This window comes from Acinetobacter sp. 826659 (assembly GCF_000588515.1).
Classification (GTDB): domain Bacteria; phylum Pseudomonadota; class Gammaproteobacteria; order Pseudomonadales; family Moraxellaceae; genus Acinetobacter; species Acinetobacter pittii.
In genome coordinates this window covers 253194-271972 of the sequence record NZ_JFYD01000005.1, presented here as the reverse complement: position 1 = coordinate 271972, position 18779 = coordinate 253194, and the positions used below count along the sequence as shown (strand labels likewise).

Annotated in this window: 16 protein-coding genes; 3 read left to right on the top strand and 13 right to left on the bottom strand. The window is 39.3% G+C overall.

The genetic code is table 11. The annotated features are described in order from the left end of the window. Genes J663_RS12330 through J663_RS12305 form a run of 6 tightly spaced genes read right to left on the bottom strand, consistent with a single transcriptional unit; the run spans position 1 to position 6850 of the window. A complete protein-coding gene (locus J663_RS12330) occupies positions 1 to 1059 on the bottom strand; it encodes a 2,3-butanediol dehydrogenase (RefSeq protein ID WP_033849986.1) in 1059 nt (352 codons plus the stop codon). 29 nt (positions 1060 to 1088) lie between these two features. After that, positions 1089 to 1874, bottom strand: a complete 786-nt coding sequence (locus J663_RS12325; protein WP_033849984.1) for an acetoin reductase — start codon at positions 1872 to 1874, stop codon at positions 1089 to 1091. Between the two features lie 26 nt (positions 1875 to 1900). After that, complete coding sequence (lpdA, locus tag J663_RS12320) at positions 1901 to 3304, bottom strand: dihydrolipoyl dehydrogenase (protein WP_033849982.1); 1404 nt, start codon at positions 3302 to 3304, stop codon at positions 1901 to 1903. Positions 3305 to 3314: 10 nt separating this feature from the next. Further along, a complete protein-coding gene (locus tag J663_RS12315) occupies positions 3315 to 4853 on the bottom strand; it encodes a 2-oxo acid dehydrogenase subunit E2 (protein WP_033849980.1) in 1539 nt (512 codons plus the stop codon). Between the two features lies 1 nt (position 4854). Beyond that, complete coding sequence (locus J663_RS12310) at positions 4855 to 5874, bottom strand: alpha-ketoacid dehydrogenase subunit beta (RefSeq protein ID WP_001133051.1); 1020 nt, start codon at positions 5872 to 5874, stop codon at positions 4855 to 4857. A gap of 13 nt (positions 5875 to 5887) precedes the next feature. Next, complete coding sequence (locus tag J663_RS12305) at positions 5888 to 6850, bottom strand: thiamine pyrophosphate-dependent dehydrogenase E1 component subunit alpha (RefSeq protein WP_001177517.1); 963 nt, start codon at positions 6848 to 6850, stop codon at positions 5888 to 5890. Positions 6851 to 7212: 362 nt separating this feature from the next. Between J663_RS12305 and lipA the strand changes: the two genes are divergently transcribed. Together lipA and J663_RS12295 are read left to right on the top strand one after the other, a co-directional pair. Beyond that, positions 7213 to 8199, top strand: coding sequence for a lipoyl synthase (lipA, locus tag J663_RS12300; protein ID WP_032057480.1), 987 nt, complete (start codon positions 7213 to 7215; stop codon positions 8197 to 8199). Between the two features lie 156 nt (positions 8200 to 8355). Then, the gene (locus J663_RS12295; RefSeq protein WP_033849977.1) at positions 8356 to 9495 is read left to right on the top strand and encodes a hypothetical protein; all 1140 of its coding nucleotides are present in this window, start codon (positions 8356 to 8358) and stop codon (positions 9493 to 9495) included. Positions 9496 to 9543: 48 nt separating this feature from the next. On the opposite strand, the gene J663_RS12290 is transcribed toward J663_RS12295, so the two are convergent. Then, positions 9544 to 10296 carry a TenA family transcriptional regulator gene (locus J663_RS12290; protein ID WP_033849975.1) on the bottom strand — a complete coding sequence of 251 codons (753 nt, stop codon included), beginning with the start codon at positions 10294 to 10296 and terminating at the stop codon, positions 9544 to 9546. 320 nt (positions 10297 to 10616) lie between these two features. Between J663_RS12290 and J663_RS12285 the strand changes: the two genes are divergently transcribed. Then, the gene (locus J663_RS12285) at positions 10617 to 11846 is read left to right on the top strand and encodes a GGDEF domain-containing protein (RefSeq protein WP_033849974.1); all 1230 of its coding nucleotides are present in this window, start codon (positions 10617 to 10619) and stop codon (positions 11844 to 11846) included. Between the two features lie 241 nt (positions 11847 to 12087). Here the strand turns inward: J663_RS12285 and J663_RS12280 are convergent, their stop codons facing one another. The 6 genes from J663_RS12280 to J663_RS12255 all read right to left on the bottom strand — a co-directional run bounded on the left by J663_RS12280 (position 12088) and on the right by J663_RS12255 (position 18779). Next, complete coding sequence (locus J663_RS12280) at positions 12088 to 12804, bottom strand: hypothetical protein (RefSeq protein WP_017401713.1); 717 nt, start codon at positions 12802 to 12804, stop codon at positions 12088 to 12090. Positions 12805 to 13134: 330 nt separating this feature from the next. Next, positions 13135 to 14226 (bottom strand): chorismate synthase, encoded by a 1092-nt coding sequence (gene aroC / locus J663_RS12275; protein WP_002113712.1) that lies wholly within the window; start codon positions 14224 to 14226, stop codon positions 13135 to 13137. A 12-nt stretch (positions 14227 to 14238) separates the two neighbouring features. Continuing rightward, the gene (prmB, locus tag J663_RS12270) at positions 14239 to 15246 is read right to left on the bottom strand and encodes a 50S ribosomal protein L3 N(5)-glutamine methyltransferase (protein WP_002113580.1); all 1008 of its coding nucleotides are present in this window, start codon (positions 15244 to 15246) and stop codon (positions 14239 to 14241) included. 236 nt (positions 15247 to 15482) lie between these two features. Further along, positions 15483 to 16688: a tryptophan synthase subunit beta gene (gene trpB, locus J663_RS12265; RefSeq protein ID WP_033849972.1), complete on the bottom strand. Its 1206-nt coding sequence runs from the start codon at positions 16686 to 16688 to the stop codon at positions 15483 to 15485. A gap of 36 nt (positions 16689 to 16724) precedes the next feature. Continuing rightward, complete coding sequence (locus tag J663_RS12260) at positions 16725 to 17912, bottom strand: vWA domain-containing protein (RefSeq protein ID WP_002113937.1); 1188 nt, start codon at positions 17910 to 17912, stop codon at positions 16725 to 16727. 15 nt (positions 17913 to 17927) lie between these two features. Continuing rightward, entirely contained in the window at positions 17928 to 18779 is an 852-nt protein-coding gene (locus J663_RS12255) for an AAA family ATPase (protein ID WP_002113662.1), read from the bottom strand.

Sequence of the window (18779 nt, the reverse complement as noted above, 5' to 3'; positions counted from 1 at the left end):
TTATGGATGTACAATAATCTTAACGGCTGATTCATTGTTATGAATTAAGGTTTCAAAACCTTTTGAAATCAAATCATCAAGTTGAATGCGCTGGGTAATAAAAGGTTCCAGATTTATTTTACCTTCTTCGACCAGTTTAATGGTTTCTTGATGGTCATTTACGTAGGCAATAGTGCCTCTTACATCAAGCTCTTTCATTACTACACTATGCACATTAATTGATGCTGGATGGCTCCAAATCGAAACAATAACAATCACACCTGTTGGTTTGACTGCCGCGACCAAAGTATCTAACACCTTGTTAACGCTACTACATTCAAACGCGACATCAACACCATCGCCATTAGTGATTTTTATGACCTCAGAAACAACATCAACTTCTGACGGGTCTAAAATATAATCTGCAACACCCGACTCTTTGGCTTTTTCTTTACGTTTTGCACTTAGCTCAGTAATGATGACCTTAAGCCCTTTCGCTTTTAAAATTGCCGAAAGCAATAAACCAATTGGGCCGGCTCCGCCAACCAGTGCAATGTCACCAGCCTTTGCACCACTGCGCACATAGGCATGATGACCTACCGATAACGGTTCAATTAAGGCCGCCTGATCCAGTGGAATTTTATTGGAAATTGGATGCACCCAACGGCGTTTAACCGCAATTTTCTCCGATAAGCCACCGCCACGACCGCCTAAACCAATGAAGTTCATATTTTTGGAAAGATGATAATTATCGCCCGGTCCGGTCGGTACATCATCGGCCACAATATAAGGCTCTACGACTACATGCTGACCAATTTCAATATCATCAACACCTTCACCAACTGCATAGACTACACCTGAAAATTCATGTCCCATGGTAATCGGCGCAGATTCACCTGAAATAGGATGTGGATGTCCACACGGTGGAATAAAAATTGGCCCTTCCATAAACTCATGCAAATCTGTACCACAGATTCCACACCAAGCTACCTTAATGCCTACAGTGCCGGGAGTCACTTCTGGTTCAGGGATATCTTCAATACGAATATCGCCTCTGTCATAAAAACGCGCTGCTTTCATTATTATCTCCCTCAAATCAGGATGTTGTTTTAGCGATAGACAATTCCACCGTCCGTTAAAATGGATTGACCCGTAATATAGTCCGAATCTTCACTTGCCAGAAAAGCAACTAATGCAGCTACATCGTCTGGCGTTTGCGCTCTACCTAAGGCAATGCCTTCTACATATTTTTTATAAGTTTCACCAATTGCTGCACCGGTAATTTCAGCAAAACGTTTATCGATTTCAACCCACATATCAGTTCCGACAATTCCGGGGCAATATCCATTTACTGTAATACCGTGACTAGCATATTCTTTTGCCGCGGCTTGGGTAAGTGCTCGTACCGCAAATTTGGTTGCCGAGTAAATACCTAGTAAAGCAAACCCATCATGGCCTGCAATTGAGCAAGCATTAATGATTTTACCTTTATGTTGGCGTTGCTTAAATTTTGCAGCAGCAGCCTGTATGCCCCACAGCACTCCACCAATATTAATATCAACAATTTTTTCAAATTCATCAGGTGTGATATCCGCAATCGCTTGAACTTGGGCAATTCCAGCGTTATTAATCATGACATCAAACCGACCAAGTGTCTGCTCAGCATGATTTATAGCTGCATACACTTGCTCGCGGTCACTGACATCGGCAATAAATGTGCTTACATTTACACCTAAAGCCTGAATTTCCTGCTGCACATCGTTCAGTCGATCTTGTTTCATATCCACTAATGCAATATGTGCCCCTTCTTGCGCCAAGCGCAGGGCAATCCCACGGCCAATGCCTTGAGCTGCCCCAGTCACTAAAACGACTTTATTTTTTAATCCCTTAACCATGTTCAACTCCTGTAAATGTAGAATTTCTACATATGAATCGCTCGTTGCATTGAGGCCAAAATGGACTCATGCATGGCTTCTGATAAGGTTGGATGTGGGAAAATCACCTGAGCTAAACTTTCATCAGTTGCTTCTAGATATTTGGCAATCGCAAAGCCTTGGATATGTTCAGTCACTTCATGGCCTACCATATGTGCACCAAGTAATTCACCCGTTTCTGCATGTACCACCGTTTTAACGAAACCTGACGCATCTCCAATTGCTAAAGCTTTACCATTTGCAGTTAAAGAAAACTTACCAATACGTATAGGTAGATTCTTAGCTTTTGCTGCATTTTCTGTTAGACCAATACTCGCCACTTGTGGATGTGTAAAAATACAACCCGGTATCTGGCTACGATCGAGTGAATGGTCGTTTGTTACACCAGCGATTTTCTCGACACATATCATGGCTTCATGGCTTGCTTTATGGGCAAGACACGGTGCACCAGCCACATCACCAATTGCATAAAGCCCCGCTACGTTGGTTTTACAATAGTCATCAATTGCCACAAAACCTTGTGGGTTGAGTTCTACACCTAAACGTTCCAGTCCTAGCCCGGTGGTATTCGGCTGTACACCAATTGCCGAAAGCACGCGGTCAAAAACAAGCGTTTGAATATCATTTGCCGTTTCAACCACACAGTGAACTTGACCATTTTCAATTTGAATACTTTGAACGACAGCATCGGTTAAGACTTTCATTCCTTTTTGTTCAAACTGTTTTCTGACAAATTGAGCAACTTCCACATCTTCAGTTGGTAAAATCTGCTTGGCTAAATCAATTAATGTCACCTGACAACCCAAGTCTTGATAAAGGCTAGCAAACTCACTGCCAATTGCACCTGAGCCTACAACCAATAAGCTTTTTGGTAACTTTTCTGGAACCAGTGCTTCTTTATAGCTCCAGACGTACGTTCCATCGACAGGAAGTTGAGGAACATGTCGAGCTTTAGCTCCAGTTGCCAAAATAATATGTGGCGCACTCAAAGCCTGACTGTTACCTTGAGCATCGGTCACTTCAATTTTTTCTTTAGCTGTAAGTTGAGCGCGACCATTAAAAAAAGTCACCTGATTCTTTTTCAGCAAGTAATCAATACCTTGTACCAGCTGAGCTGACACTTGTCTGCTATGTTGCACAAGCTTTTGAATATCAAAATCGAGTTGAGATACCTGAAAACCAAACTGTCCTGCATGTTTAAACTGGGTTGCGAGCTCTGCACCTGCAAGCAAAGCTTTAGTTGGAATACAGCCCCAGTTTAGGCAAATTCCGCCTAAATGTTGCTCTTCTACAATTGCGGTTTTTAACCCGAGCTGGGCTGCACGAATTGCAGCCACATACCCACCCGGTCCCGCGCCAATCACAATTAAATCAAATTGAGCTTCTGACATGCGGGTTCTCCTACACCAAAATTAAAGCAGGGTTTTCAACAAACTGCTTAAAGCTGGCCAAGAATTTCGCCCCAACTGCGCCATCAATGACTCTGTGATCACATGACAATGTCGCTGTGACAATCTCACGAACCACTACATTGCCATTTTCAACAACAGCACGTGATTCAGAAGCACCTAATGCCATAATTGCACCTTGCGGTGGATTAATAATGGCGTCGAACTGCTTAATGCCTAACATTCCTAAATTTGAAATGCTAAAGCTCCCCCCCTGAAACTCGTCAGGTTGTAACTTGCCAGTCTTAGCACGGGTTGCCAAATCACGCATGTCATCGGAAATTTGTGCCAAAGATTTTTGATTCGCAGCTTTCACAATGGGTGTAATTAAACCGTTTGGAATCGCGACGGCCACCGAAATATCCGCTTGAGAGAACTGTAAAATTGATTGAGTAGCCTCATCAAATTGAACGTTTACCTCAGGTACTTTAATCAGTGCCGCTGCAGCTGCTTTAATTAGCATGTCATTAATTGAAAGTTTCACTTGTGGAACAGTCTCATTAATCTGCTTACGTAGTTTTTGCAAAGCCTCTACGTTGAGATCGACCACCAAGCGGAAATGCGGTGCATTACGTTTTGCAGTCTGTAACCGTGAAGCAATCGCTTTACGCATCCCATTCATCGCCACAGTCGTAATTGTCGATTGTGGTTGAGCAACAGCACATTGAGTAGATTGTTCATTTACCGACGTTGGGTTATTACGATAGTAAACTGCCTCAACATCTTCTTTACAGACACGGCCACGAGTACCTGAAACACGGCAGTCATTTAGGTTAATGCCCCATTGCTTTGCTAAGCGCCGTGCTACAGGTGTCGCTAAAACCTGGCTATCATTGGCCGTAGATTTAACTACTTTAGCTTGAGTTTGCTGCTTAATATCAGGCCACTGACCACCAGCACCCTGCACAGCTTTCTGGATGTCTTGAACACTAATACGTCCTTCACGACCAGAACCTGTGACTTTTTCCAAGTTTACATTGTGCTTTTCTGCAAGCTTTAACGCATGCGGTGTTGTAAACAACTCATCAGATGCTTGATAGCCTTGTAATGACTCGGGTACAGCGTAGTCACCTTTAGCAGTCTTTACTGGAACTGGAGCACTTGCAGCTACAGAATGTGGTTGTTCTGCTTTTTCAGCAACAGGTGCAGATGTTTCTGCTTTACTTTGCTCCGAAGGTGTTTCAGGGGCTTTAGCTGCTGAACCACCTAGTGATGCAATAAACTGCTCAATTTCTGCATCAGAAACTTGGCTTTCAGCACATACAGCAATAAGACCACCAACAGGTAAAGTATCACCATCTTTCGCTAAAATTTTACGGAGAGTTCCCGCAAAAGGCGCTTCTAATACATTGACGATTTTTGTGGTTTCAATTTCACAAATTTCATCGCCTTTATTAAAGCTATCGCCTTCTTTAATCAACCATTGGGCAATCGTGCCTTCTTCCATGGATAATCCCCATTTCGGGATCTCCAGCGTTTTAATTTCGCTCATCCTAAGCCTCCAATGTTTTTCGCACAGCTTGCTCAATACGCTCTACACTTGGAATCCATTCTTTTTCTAAAACTGGAGAGAATGGAACAGGCGTATGTGGTGGCGTTACGAGTTCAACAGGTGCTTTCAAATAGTGGAAACCTTTTTGGGCAATCAGTGCAGCAACATCATGACCAAAACCACAGCGTGCTGCTGATTCATCCACAATAACCACACGCCCAGTCGATGCAACAGACTCTAAAATCCCTTCTTCATCCAGAGGTGAAATTGTACGAGGGTCTACCACTTCAACCGAAATACCATCTTTTGCCAATTTGTCTGCCACTTCATTAGCACGATGTACCATCAAGCCTAAAGCAATAATGGTCACGTCTGTCCCTTCACGGGTGTAATTTGCTACACCAAAAGGAATGGTATAGGCATCATCTGGAACTTCGCCTTTAATGTCATAAAGCATTTTATGCTCACAGAACACTACAGGGTCGTCATCACGAATGGCCTGAATTAATAGCCCTTTCACATCATATGGGCTAGATGGCACTACAACTTTTAAGCCCGGAACCGCAGCAAATACGTTATATGGTGACTGAGAATGCTGGGCTGCCGCAGAAAAACCAGCGCCAATCATGCCACGTACAACCATTGGTGCTTTTGCTTTTCCGCCAAACATATAACGGAATTTAGCGGCTTGGTTATAGAGCATGTCATGGCACACGCCATAGAAATCCATAAACATTAAATCAGCAACAGGACGTAAACCTGTTGCAGCCGCACCGGCGGCCATACCGATAATTGCAGACTCGGTAATTGGTGTATCAATCACACGTTCTGAACCAAACTCCGTCCATAAACCTTTGGTTACACCAAGTACCCCACCGAAGCCTTCAAGCTCGTTCTCTTCGGTATTTTTACCGCCGTGCCCACCACGAACATCTTCACCAACAACAAATACGGTTGGATCACGGCGCATTTCTGATTCAATGGCTTCTTTAATTGCATTACGAAAACTTTTATTTGGCATCTTTACTATTCCTTTAGTAAGAGACATAGACGTCAGTAAGGAGTTGTTCTGGTTTTGGATAAGCCGCAGCACGAGCTTTAGCAACGGCATCATCAACATTTGCCTTAGAAGCTGCATCAATCTCGTCTAGTTTGGCTTCATCAATTTTGCCTTTGACTTTTTCGCGGAAAATTTTCAAAGGATCTTTATTTTCTTTGATGAACTCTACTTCTTCTTTAGAACGAATCAAGCCAGGGTCACCTTCGAAGTGGCCATAAAAACGGTTTGTAATGGTTTCAATCACACTTGGACCTTCACCACGACGTGCACGTTCAATAGCAGTTTGAGCGGCTTCATAAACGGCAAAGAAGTCTGTACCATCAACTTTAACTGCAGGTAAACCAAAACCTGCGGCACGACCAGCAATGTCTTTGCTTCCTACTGCGTAATCATGCCCTGTTCCTTCACCAAAGCCGTTATTTTCGAAAACGAAAATTACTGGAAGTTTAAGTACAACAGCCATATTCATCGCTTCAAAAGTAAGACCTTGGTTTGAACCACCATCGCCTGTAAAAGACAGTCCGACCCCACCAGTCTTTAAGGTTTTCGCTGTCAACGCCGCACCAATTGCTAAAGGAGGTCCACCACCCACAATCCCATTGGCACCGAGCATACCTTTATCTAAATCGGCAATATGCATAGAACCGCCTTTTCCACGGCATAGCCCGTCATCTTTACCGAAAATTTCCAGCATCATGGCGTGAATGTCACAGCCTTTTGCAATACAGTGTCCATGTCCACGATGTGTTGAAGTGATATAGTCTTTGTCGGTTAAATTTTCGCAAATCCCGACTGCTACAGCTTCTTCACCACTGTATAAGTGAATAAAGCCAGGAATATCACCATTGGTATTTTCTTCGTGAAGTCGATCCTCAAATTCACGAATATCGCGCATGCGTTTATATGCTGCGAGTAATTGCTCTTCCGTTAATTGCATATCCTTTTCCTTTATTATCTTGATTATTAAAAATCAACCAAGTTTCAGCGAGAGTTATATATTTCGCTATAAATAATAAAGCTCAATTTAATTTAATATGCTATTAGACTAAAAAGTTTTAAATGGTTTTTATGGTTATTATTTTTTATTTTTCAAAAACTTGCATAGCAAAAATAAAATTAAAAAATTTTAATACATTTCATTGGCTTGCGAAACAAAACTTTAACCAACCTTTATTAATTTATAATATTAGCTGTGTACTATGCTCATTAATAAACTCCATATCCTTTATTTAAATTATAAGGATTTTTATTATATAGAGTCTAGTTAAATATTATTTAATATAAAATGGAATTTCATATATGGACTTAAAAAGGCAAATAGAAACTGGTATTAAATTAAGAGGAGCGGATAAAGTTGCTCGCATTCCAATTAAAATTTTACCTACAGAAGAGTTACCGACTAAACCTGACTGGATTAGAGCAAAAATAACCGATTTTGAAGAAATTAAACGCATAAAAAATTTGCTGCGCCAACAGAAATTACACAGTGTTTGCGAAGAAGCGGCGTGTCCAAATTTACCGGAATGTTTTGGTGGAGGTACGGCAACATTTATGATTATGGGCGATATCTGCACTCGTCGCTGCCCATTTTGTGATGTCGCTCATGGTCGTCCAAAACCGCTGGATGAAGATGAACCTAAGCATCTGGCAGAAACAGTCGCAAATCTAAACTTAAAGTATGTCGTGATTACCTCTGTAGACCGCGATGATCTACATGATGGCGGCGCTGCACATTTTGTAAAGTGTATTGAAGAAATTAGAAAACGTTGTCCAGAAACATTGATTGAGATTTTAGTACCAGATTTTCGCGGTCGTTTAGAGACAGCGCTTTCAACTTTGAGCTTATCTCCTCCAGATGTGTTTAATCATAATATTGAGACGGTTCCTCGTTTATATAAAGCGATGCGCCCCGGTTCAGATTATCAACATTCGCTTGAGTTACTTAAACGCTTTAAAGCATATTGTCCCGATATCAAAACCAAGTCTGGCCTGATGGTTGGATTAGGAGAAATAGAGGCTGAAGTGCTTGCCCTACTCAACGATTTAAAAGACTATCAAGTCGATCTTGTCACGATTGGTCAATATCTTCAGCCTTCAAAATCACATGCGCCTATTCATCGGTTTGTAAATTTACAAGAATTTGAACGATATACCCGACACGGTAAGCGATTAGGTTTTAAAAATATTTGGAGTGCACCTATGGTTCGTTCTAGCTATTTTGCTGATCGACAATATTTCGGAGAAGAAGTGCCAAAGCCTTTCAGCCGACAAGATGTCTTATCTTAATGATTAGGCAATTAACAAAACTTATCCAATAGGATAATGGTCAAGACTTATAAAATTATTTAAGGTAAGGAGATAACTAGGAAATAGTCACAATAAGAAAGTTATAACTGTTGAGCGGCTACGGATACGCCATTTCAATGATAAAGGAATTTCGATATGGATATGTCAGAACAATTATCATCGCCTTTAATAGACACTAGTCCGTCCTTATTTCGGTCGGAATCCTCATCTCATTCTAAACAATTAGGAAAAAAACCATCACTTGACCTTGAAGCAGCACCTTTGTTTGATCTGGGTGAGGAATGGGAACACTCATTATTTGGTCGTTCGATTCACGAGTGCCATCGCAACTTAATGCATATTGCCGAAGATGCCGATATGGCCATTGGTGTAACTGATCCTCATGGTACTCTACTTTGGACATGGAGTAGTCATCCTATGCGCTCATCGGCAGAGCAAGTACACTTTGTCGAAGGTGGCCAGTGGTCTATTCAGGCTGTAGGCCAAAATGCCATTGGTTTAGCATTAAATACACATTCTGCAAGCTGTGTTTACTCTCATGAAAACCAAATGAATAGTGTCAGAGACTGGGTCTGTTATGCTGCCCCAATAACTGATGCAAATACAGGTCAGTTTTATGGAATTATGAATTTATCGACCAAATATCAAAAACATAATTCACTGGGAGTTTTAGCAGTAGAGCGTTGTGCTGACATTGTTAAACAAGCAATTCAACTTCATCAGAAAAATATCCTATATATTAAAGCCTTCGGTACTCCTAAAGTTCAATATAACCAACACAGCCTTACATTGACTCAACGTCAAATTGAGATTCTGTGTATTCTAACCCTTTGTCCCGAAGGGATTAATCTTGAAGAACTTCACTATGCTTTATATGGTGATCGGCCTGTAAGTACCACTACTTTAAAAGCAGAACTTTCTCAACTCAGAAACTTAATACCCGACGTTATCGAGTCACGACCATATAGACTTAACTGCGAAATTCAATGTGATTTTTTAATGGCCGAACAAGCCTTAAACCTTGGTTTTACATCAACTACGCTTACACTCTATAGAGGAAGTTTCTTAGCTAAATCAGAAAGTCCTTTTTTATGCGCATGGAGAGATTGTTTTGACGCTCGTTTGAGTCATGTGATTTATCAAATTGAAGATATTGATCAATTATTGCGAGTAGTCAGTCGTGTACCAGACCGTGTAGATGCTGTTGAACGTTTACTTGAATTATTACCCGAAGAAACACCTTATCGAACTAAACTCTTAAAGTTGCTCGAATAAAATGAAAGGGAGAATATCCATACGATATTCTCCCTTTTTAAGGCTAGATCAAGCAGTAGCTTGAAGCTGTACCCTATAGCAGTCGTCCAAAGCTAATTCGTAATACCGCAGTCCTTCTTCAGCAGCATGAAATGCTTTTTGCTGCCAGTCAGGACGATCATTGCATAAGCGCTTAATCAGCTCCATAGCTTCATAAGGATGAAGATCATCATAATGTGCATGCGCGCGTAACCAAGCTAAAGAACGCTTATCAATCGTGACTTCAGGATGATCTGTATAAGTATGAATCCCTTTATACACCTGAATAGACCAATCTCCAGTTGCCCATTCAATCGCCAAATTTGTTGCAGCCAGACATTCTGCCAAATTGCCTCGATGACTCATATTCCATAGAAAATGGTTTACAGCATTCATAGCAGCGGGTGGTCGTACATGATCAAGTTCTTCAACTGTTAAGCCAAAACCTCCAGCCCAATCGCGATACCATTTTAAGTGTCGCTCTTCTACCTTAATATTTTGAATTAACCAATCTCGCGCTTCAGTAACTCCCGGTTCAGAAAATCCAGTCGCTTTCCCCAATGCTCCAGCCATATATGACGGGAAATGGGCGACTAATGGATAGAAATTAAGTAGAGCATAACGGAAACTATCTAGGCTCAATCCCCCATTGGCCATTTCCGTAAAAAACGGATGTTTACTCACCCGTTCTTTAGCTGGTAACAGGTCGTCCCAGAACCGTTGTGACCATCCATTATGCGGCGTAATTTCTAAATTCATTCCATATTGATTTAGAGCAGTCATTGCTAATTTTCCTATTTATATGACAGCAATCATCTGTATTTCACGCTATAAGTCTATCCGAAAATGATAAAGATACAATCGTTAATCGACCATTTGTAACTTTTTTCGATGGATTGGAGAACTTTAGATAATTATTAGGCTAATCATTGAAATGTCGTGATTTTTATCACATTTAACATAGATAAAAATCATTACTTTTTTAAAAAATCTGTATTATTATTTTGAATAAACCACACATTATATAATCAATATTTTTAGATGGAACTTTACTTAAAATAAGTCTCATTTTATGACAACTTCCAATATAGAGAGCATTAATTATGAAGTTGCAGGGTTCCAATATATTGGGACAGGAACAAATAGATTTATTAACCACACGAGGATTAAACTTTGTATGGTTTCCAAAGCAGCTTGAAACGATTTATCGTTTTCAATACCAAAACGGTGCTGCCTATGAGTTCCGCTATAGAGCGCCTATTATTTTAATATTATATATATTTTTAAGCTTTGGTATATATCAAGTTTTACCAAGTGAACAAGTTTTATCCTGGTTTAGCTATTATTCTTGGGTTGGTGTAATTGTTCTTATCGCTTGGATTTTATCATTTATTAAAAAATTAAATCAGTATTTTGATTATTATGTAGGAGTTGGCTCGGCTTTAGCGGTAGCAATTACTTTTATTTTAATTAACGTTATTGAGAATGGACAAGATAATGTTCTTTTTCATGCTGCCATGATGTATGCAATCGTTATTATTTATGGTGCTGTTGGTATGCGCTTTTATACCGCCATATTTGCTGGATGGATGGGAGGACTGGTTGGAATTTTAGTAAGCAACTACTTAAATGGTGTGATCGACTGGACGTTCTTAAACCGAACTTACACTTTTAGTAGTTTTTTGGGAATGACCCTCGCCTATGCAACGGACCGTCAACATCGAGAAAACTATTTACAGAACTGTATGATTGAGCTGAACCGCATTGAGCTCATGCAACAAGCGCAGCAGTTATCCTTACTTTCGCAGCAAGATGCACTTACTGGTTTAGCCAATCGACGTTATCTAGATGAAACCTTGGATAATGAATGGCGCCGTGCATTACGACACGAAACCCCACTCACTATTATGATGGTCGATATCGATTATTTTAAAGCATACAATGACACGCTAGGACATCTCAAAGGTGATGAATGTTTAAAAGAAATCGCAATTGCTATTTCTTCTATTGCTGCTCGTAGTGGAGATTTAGTTGCTCGTTATGGTGGTGAAGAGTTTTTACTACTATTTCCAATGACAAATTCTCAGCAAGCTTTAATACAAGTCGAACGTTTAATGAAAGCGATTAATAAAATTGCGATTAAACACCCATGTAGTGATGTTTCACCACATGTCACTATTAGTGTAGGAGTCGCAACCACAATTCCACGTCTAAACGATTCTATTTCTGCTTTTGTGGCACGAGCTGATCATGCATTATATAAAGCAAAAACCAATGGACGTAATCAATATAAGATTGCTGTAAATGAAGAACAAATTGTAGATTTGACTTAAAATGGAAAATAACTATTGAGGATAACTTTTAACTAGTGATTACATTATTTGCTTTTGATATTAATCTTTTGAATTAAAATAATGAAAGAATTCTCTATTTAGCTTTTCCATCCGTGGTAAAGCTAAAATGTAATCTAGATTTAATATGTACTAAATATTTTCTTTAGTTCTTAATATTAAATTAAGAATGGTTTAGTTAAGATTAAAACATACCTACTCTAATCTAAAAAATTCCAGTTCATCAGAATTCTCCTTTTAACTTCTTCCAAAGTTTATTTATAAAATAGAGTAATAAGTTTTGCTCCATCCTTGGAGGTGTTGTCTGAACAACTTCATTTGAAAACGGTAATATCGAGACAATATTCTCATGTATCGTTTCATAGTTCGGATAAGCCTCTTTTTTAATAATCTCTATAATTTTTTGTATTTCATCTACAGATAAGTTCAAGAATTTTTTAATTTCTTGGACTGTCTTTGATTCAATAGATAATAAAGCACAAACTCTAGTAACATTAACAATCTGCTCTGCATGAATATTTTTAAAGTTTGGATAACAAACAAGTTTGTATAGAATTTTTGTCTCAAACGGATCTGTAGCAGTTATATTTTCTATTCGTTCTCGATAAGATTTTTTAAAATATTCATTATTTTCAATTTCTAATAAAATTTTTAAAAGCTCCTGATACCTTAAGGGTCTCTTTAATCCATATTGATAACCTTTTAAAAGCTCAGGGTTATTACTTAATACAATTTTAATTTTTTTAGGAATAAGAATGTTTGTATAGCCACTGTCTAAATCAATAATATATATATCTGGATTATCATCACTATATATCCAATTTTCAGATAGCTGAGAGGATAAAGATAAGTCATGAATAACTTTTATCATTGCCTCTAAGTTTTTAGGCAATAGTTTATCCTTTGACATACAGCCAATTCTATATGTACATTGATTCATTGATATTTCCCCAATTTCAATGATGACTTTGAAAATTATTTGTTTAAAGTAATAAAATTTAAATATATAATAAACTTATATAAAACCAATTTAAATGAAATTAGTTTTAAGATATAAATATCTTGCGCAAGTATAAAAATTAATAAGACTTTAATTTTTTACTTAAGCAGATAAATATATTCAGAAATAAATCGCGGGTATTATATTTATATAGAGATTATAAGACAAGGAAATAATTTAAAATTTAATAGAGCCCAATGTGATAAAAAATTAAAGCCCCCAAGTTTAAGTTAAATATGGGGGCTTAATTTACTACAGTCAGAATTATGACTATGGTTCAATTGGTGCAAACGGTGGAACAACATCTGCATTTTGTGCACGATGGCGTAGGAAGTGATCCATTAGGACAATAGCCAACATTGCTTCTGCAATTGGAGTTGCTCGTACACCTACACATGGGTCATGACGGCCTTTAGTCAATACATCAGTATCTTCACGGCTTAAATTAATCGTTTTACCTGGTGTTGTAATACTTGCAGTTGGTTTTAATGCAATGGCAACTCGAATGGTCTGACCACTCGAAATACCGCCTAAAATACCGCCTGCATGGTTCGCTAAGAAGCCATTACTCGTCAACTCATCACGTGTTTCATGACCAAATTGCCCAGCAACTGCGAAACCATCCCCGATTTCAACACCTTTAACCGCATTAATGCTCATCATGGCATGAGCAATGTCAGCATCTAGGCGATCAAAAACAGGTTCCCCCCAGCCTACAGGAACTTTTTCAGCTAAAATTTCTAGCTTAGCCCCGCAGCTTGTACCTTGTTCACGTAAAGACGTAACCAATGCTTCAAAACGAGGAACAGCATCTACATCACCACAGAAAAATGGATTATTTGGAACTTCATTCCAATCCAGTTTTTCAGCAACTTCATTACCAATTTGTGTAACATGACCGCGAATCAATACACCAAATTTTTCTGCTAAATATTTTTTAGCAATAGCACCCGCTGCAACACGCATAGCAGTTTCACGTGCACTCGAACGACCGCCACCACGGTAATCACGGAAACCATACTTTTGTGTATAGGTGTAGTCCGCATGACCCGGTCTAAAAGTCTGAGCAATATTGCCGTAATCTTTCGATTTTTGGTCAGTATTACGAATGAGTAAACCAATTGGCGTACCAGTAGTTTTACCCTCAAACACACCAGAAATAATTTCAACCTGATCAGGTTCTTTGCGCTGAGTCGCAAATTTTGATGTACCCGGCTTACGGCGATCCAGATCTTTTTGTAGATCTTCTTCGGTTAACTCAAGACCAGGTGGCACACCATCAACAATTGCCATCAAACCAACGCCATGAGACTCGCCACATGTCGTTACGCGAAAGAGTTGTCCAATACTGTTCCCTGCCATATGTACAACTCCTTATGCTTGTTGCTGTTCAAATAGTTTTCTATAACGACGACATTGTTCTGCGGTTAAAGCAAAAATGCCAGAACCACCTTTTTGGAAAGTAAGCCAGTTGAAATCAATCGTATTGAAGTTTTGGCGCATAGCCCATTCAGAATTACCCACTTCAATGACAATTAAACCATCTTCAGTTAAATAATCTGCTGCTTGAGCAAGCATTTTACGCACGAGGTCTAAACCATCTTGGCCTGCTGCCAATGCAAGCTCAGGTTCGTGTAAAAACTCTTCCGGTAAGTCAGCCATGTCTTCAGCATCAACATACGGAGGATTACTTACAATTAAATCGTACTGGTTTTCAGCTGGAATCTTGGCAAATAAATCAGATTCAAGTAACGCAACTTGATATTGCTTATTGTGGTGTTCAACATTAATCGATGCTACTTCTAAGGCTTCTTTAGAGATGTCCGTTGCATCTACTTCCGCATCTGGGTATGCATAAGCCAAAGCTACAGCAATACAACCAGAACCTGTACACATATCTAAAATACGCTGTGGAGTTTTAGGTTTTGCATTTTCTGGCAGGTTGTTAAGTGCTTCACGCATTTGACCATTTTCATCTAAGCAATATGGTGCAAAACGTTGTTCAATTAATTCTGCAATTGGTGAACGCGGAATAAGTACACGCTCATCCACATAAAATGGCTTATTAAAGAAGTAAGCTAAATTTAATAAATAAGAAGTCGGAATACGGTCATTAATACGACGCTCTAACAAACTTAAGAATTCTGCTTTTTCACTTGGCAAAAGCTTAGCATCTAAAATCTCTGAGTCTGCTGACCATTCAAGAGATAAGGTTTGTAAAACTAATGCAGAACTTTCTGCAAAATAATCTTCAGTACCTTGTCCTAAATGTGCATCATGTTGACGTAATGCTGATACCCCAAAGCGAATAAAATCTCGAATTGTAGATAAATTTTCAGCAGCTTCCTGTAAATGTTCAGGGCTAATCGTCGGTCGCTCCACTTAGGCGTCTCCAAAGGCAAATTTTGCAAAGTGACTATTCTACTGAGTGAGACAAAGCAACGCAACGCTTTGCCTTGTGAAGCAGTGTTTTACACACCTATCTCTAACAATCACAGCTTAAAATCAGAATACTTTGTTTTAATTAAGAAATAATGAACTTTTAACAAAGGATAGATTTCGTCTATGAAATAAAAAAGCGGTCTTTAAAGTTTGACCGCTTTTTGTGTTTAGTTGGTTTAAAGCTTAAGTTTTTCTGCCACATAATCCGAATCTTTGTCTCCACGACCAGAAAGATTAACCACAATCATGGTTTCTTTCGACAGCTTTGGTGCTTCTCGTATTGCCCATGCGACAGCGTGTGAGCTTTCAAGCGCAGGAACAATTCCTTCTACACGAGATAAGGTCATAAAAGCATCCAAACATTCTTGGTCAGTTGCAGTGCTATATTCCACACGGCCTAAATCTTTTAAGAAACTATGCTGTGGCCCAACACCAGGATAGTCCAATCCTGAAGCAATAGAATGCACGGGTAACGGTTCACCAGCTTCATTTTCAAGCACGTAACACGCCATACCATGAATTTGACTTGGTTTACCTAAGGTTAAAGTTGCCGAATGCATGTGAGTTTCTAAACCATGTCCTGCTGGTTCAACCCCAACCAATTTCACATCCGAATCATTTAAAAATGCCGTAAAAGCACCGATTGCATTTGAACCGCCACCAACACATGCGACAACATAATCTGGGTTTTTACCAAAACGATAATGCGTCTGCTCTTTAATTTCATTACCAATAATCGATTGAAAATCTCGAACCATTTTTGGAAATGGATGTGGTCCAACCACAGAACCAATTGCATAAATAAAGTTTTTAGGGTCTTTTAAATATTCTTCAAACGCGCTATCTACAGCATCTTTTAAGGTTGCTGTACCACGTGTTACTGAAACTAAATGAGCACCCAAAATTTTCATTTTGACCACATTAGGGTGTTCTTTTTCAATATCGACTTGTCCCATGTGAATTTCACATGGAATACCAACTAAAGCACAAGCCGTTGCTAAAGCAACGCCATGCTGTCCCGCACCTGTTTCAGCAATAACTTTCTTTTTGCCCATATATTTGGCAAGTAGAGCCTCACCTAAACAGTGATTAATTTTATGGGCACCCGTGTGATTTAAGTCTTCACGTTTTAAATAAATTTGTGCACCGCCTAACTGCTCAGAAAGACGTTTTGCGTAAAATAAAGGACTTGGACGACCTACATAATTTGAAAAGAGGTCCGATAATTCATTTTGAAATTCTGGTGTATGTCGAATTTCTTCATAAGCAACATTAATTTCATCCATTGCTTCTTTTAAATGCGGAGGAATAAATTGGCCTCCATATTCACCAAAAAATCCCTGTTCATTTGGCAAAGCAATACCATTAATTTGATGTTGCATATCATCCCTCTTTTTAAATTATTAAAGTTATCAAGTTTATCGAGAAAGGTAACGCGTCAGATCCTCAATACCTTTTAGGGTCATTGGATACATATGGTTTTCAAAAATCTCTTTAATCCAACCAATGGTTTGAGTGTAATGCCAATACCCTTCAGTTTCAGGGTTTAACCATGCTGTTTTATCAAAATGTTGACGTAGGCGACGTAACCAAACCTCACCTGTTTCATCATTCATATATTCAACCGAGCCACCTACCGATTTCAACTCATACGGTGCCATACTGGCATCGCCCACTACAATTACACGATAGTCGCGTCCATAGGTGTGAAATAGATCCCATGTATTCATACGGGTGGCTGTTCTGCGGTAGTTATCTTTCCAGACATAGTCATAGAGACAATTATGGAAATAGAAGTATTCGAGTGTCTTAAACTCACTTTTAGCAGCACTAAAGAGTTTTTCACACTGGGCAATGTGCGCATCCATCGAACCACCCACATCAAACAACATGAGTACTTTTATTCGATTACGACGCTCTGGCACCATCTGAACATCCAAGATACCTTGTTTAGCTGTTTCTCGAATAGTTCCATCAACGTCTAACTCTTCAGCTGCGCCTTGGCGAGCAAATTTGCGTAGACGTCGTAACGCAATTTGCATCTGACGAGTTCCAAGAACTTGGTCATCATCTAGATTTTGGTATTTCCGCTGTTCCCAGACTTTAACCGCCGAACGTTTACGCCCCGGCCCACCAATTCTGACGCCTTCTGGATGGTCACCAAAAGCTCCAAAAGGTGAAGTTCCACCTGTGCCAACCATACGGTTACCACCTTGGTGTTTCTTATGCTGTTCGCGTAAACGCTCTTCTAGCATTTTCATCAGTTCTTCTAAAGAACCTGCTTTTTGAAGTTCAGCTCTTTGCTCTGGTGTTAAATGCTTTTCGAGAAGTTCTAAATCGAACCAGTCTTTTGGTAATTTATGAACTTGCTTAAGCAACTCATCGATATCAAAAGTTTCAATGCCATCAAAGTAATCTTTCATGGCACGGTCAAACTTATCAAAAAAGCGCTCATCTTTAACTAAAATAGTTTTAGCAAGCTGATAGAACTCTTCTTGGTCGGCAAAAACCAAACCCTCACTCACCGCACGGTTTAGATCAATGAGTTCACGAGTGGTAACTGGAACACCATATTTACGTAAGGTGTAAAATAACCGCACAAACATGGGTTACTCCCTCCCTTAACGTCGAGACATGAAAGCCAAGCGTTCGAGAAGTTGTACATCTTGCTCGTTTTTGATGAGAGCACCATATAAAGGTGGAATAGCTTTAGAGGTATCTCGATTACGTAATACATCTTCAGGCATATCATCTGCCATGAGCAAGCTTAACCAATCAATTAACTCAGAGGTTGATGGTGGTTTCTTCAAATTAGGAATTTCACGTAGTTTAAAGAAAACCTGTAAAGCTTCGTTTACTAGTGTTGCAGAGATATTTGGGAAATGAACCGCAATGATTTCTCGCATTGTGGCTTCATCTGGAAACTCAATATAGTGGAAGAAGCAACGACGCAAGAATGCATCTGGTAATTCTTTTTCATTATTTGAAGTAATAATTACAATTGGGCGTTGCGTTGCCGTAATTGTTTCATTCGTTTCATAAACATAAAAAGACATTTTATCGAGTTCATGCAACAAGTCATTTGGAAACTCGATATCGGCCTTATCAATTTCATCAATTAATAATACGCAACGCTCTTCACTGGTGAAAGCTTCCCACAATTTACCGGGTTTAATATAGTTCTTAATATCGTAAACTCGGTCATCACCTAACTGGCTATCTCTTAAACGAGAAACTGCATCATATTCATACAACCCTTGCTGTGCTTTAGTTGTAGATTTGATATGCCAAGTAATCAGTTTTAAACCTAAACTTTGTGCTACTTGTTCAGCAAGTAAAGTTTTACCCGTGCCCGGTTCACCCTTAATCAGTAAAGGCTTTTGCAAAGCACGAGCTGCTTTTACAGCAAGCTTAAGACTATCAGTCGCGATATATTGATCTGTACCGGTAAAATGTTGGGTATCAGCAGACAT

Bases quoted from the DNA above. Each gene is read 5' to 3' on its own strand.
- trpB (WP_033849972.1), bottom strand. From the start codon at position 16,688: ATGCAACATCAAATTAATGGTATTGCTTTGCCAAATGAACAGGGATTT.
- J663_RS12325 (WP_033849984.1), bottom strand. From the start codon at position 1,874: ATGGTTAAGGGATTAAAAAATAAAGTCGTTTTAGTGACTGGGGCAGCT.
- J663_RS12280 (WP_017401713.1), bottom strand. From the start codon at position 12,804: ATGAATCAATGTACATATAGAATTGGCTGTATGTCAAAGGATAAACTA.
- J663_RS12285 (WP_033849974.1), top strand. From the start codon at position 10,617: ATGAAGTTGCAGGGTTCCAATATATTGGGACAGGAACAAATAGATTTA.
- J663_RS12305 (WP_001177517.1), bottom strand. From the start codon at position 6,850: ATGCAATTAACGGAAGAGCAATTACTCGCAGCATATAAACGCATGCGC.
- J663_RS12255 (WP_002113662.1), bottom strand. From the start codon at position 18,779: ATGTCTGCTGATACCCAACATTTTACCGGTACAGATCAATATATCGCG.
- J663_RS12310 (WP_001133051.1), bottom strand. From the start codon at position 5,874: ATGCCAAATAAAAGTTTTCGTAATGCAATTAAAGAAGCCATTGAATCA.
- J663_RS12330 (WP_033849986.1), bottom strand. From the start codon at position 1,059: ATGAAAGCAGCGCGTTTTTATGACAGAGGCGATATTCGTATTGAAGAT.
- J663_RS12260 (WP_002113937.1), bottom strand. From the start codon at position 17,912: ATGTTTGTGCGGTTATTTTACACCTTACGTAAATATGGTGTTCCAGTT.
- J663_RS12290 (WP_033849975.1), bottom strand. From the start codon at position 10,296: ATGACTGCTCTAAATCAATATGGAATGAATTTAGAAATTACGCCGCAT.
- lpdA (WP_033849982.1), bottom strand. From the start codon at position 3,304: ATGTCAGAAGCTCAATTTGATTTAATTGTGATTGGCGCGGGACCGGGT.
- lipA (WP_032057480.1), top strand. From the start codon at position 7,213: ATGGACTTAAAAAGGCAAATAGAAACTGGTATTAAATTAAGAGGAGCG.
- J663_RS12315 (WP_033849980.1), bottom strand. From the start codon at position 4,853: ATGAGCGAAATTAAAACGCTGGAGATCCCGAAATGGGGATTATCCATG.
- J663_RS12295 (WP_033849977.1), top strand. From the start codon at position 8,356: ATGGATATGTCAGAACAATTATCATCGCCTTTAATAGACACTAGTCCG.
- aroC (WP_002113712.1), bottom strand. From the start codon at position 14,226: ATGGCAGGGAACAGTATTGGACAACTCTTTCGCGTAACGACATGTGGC.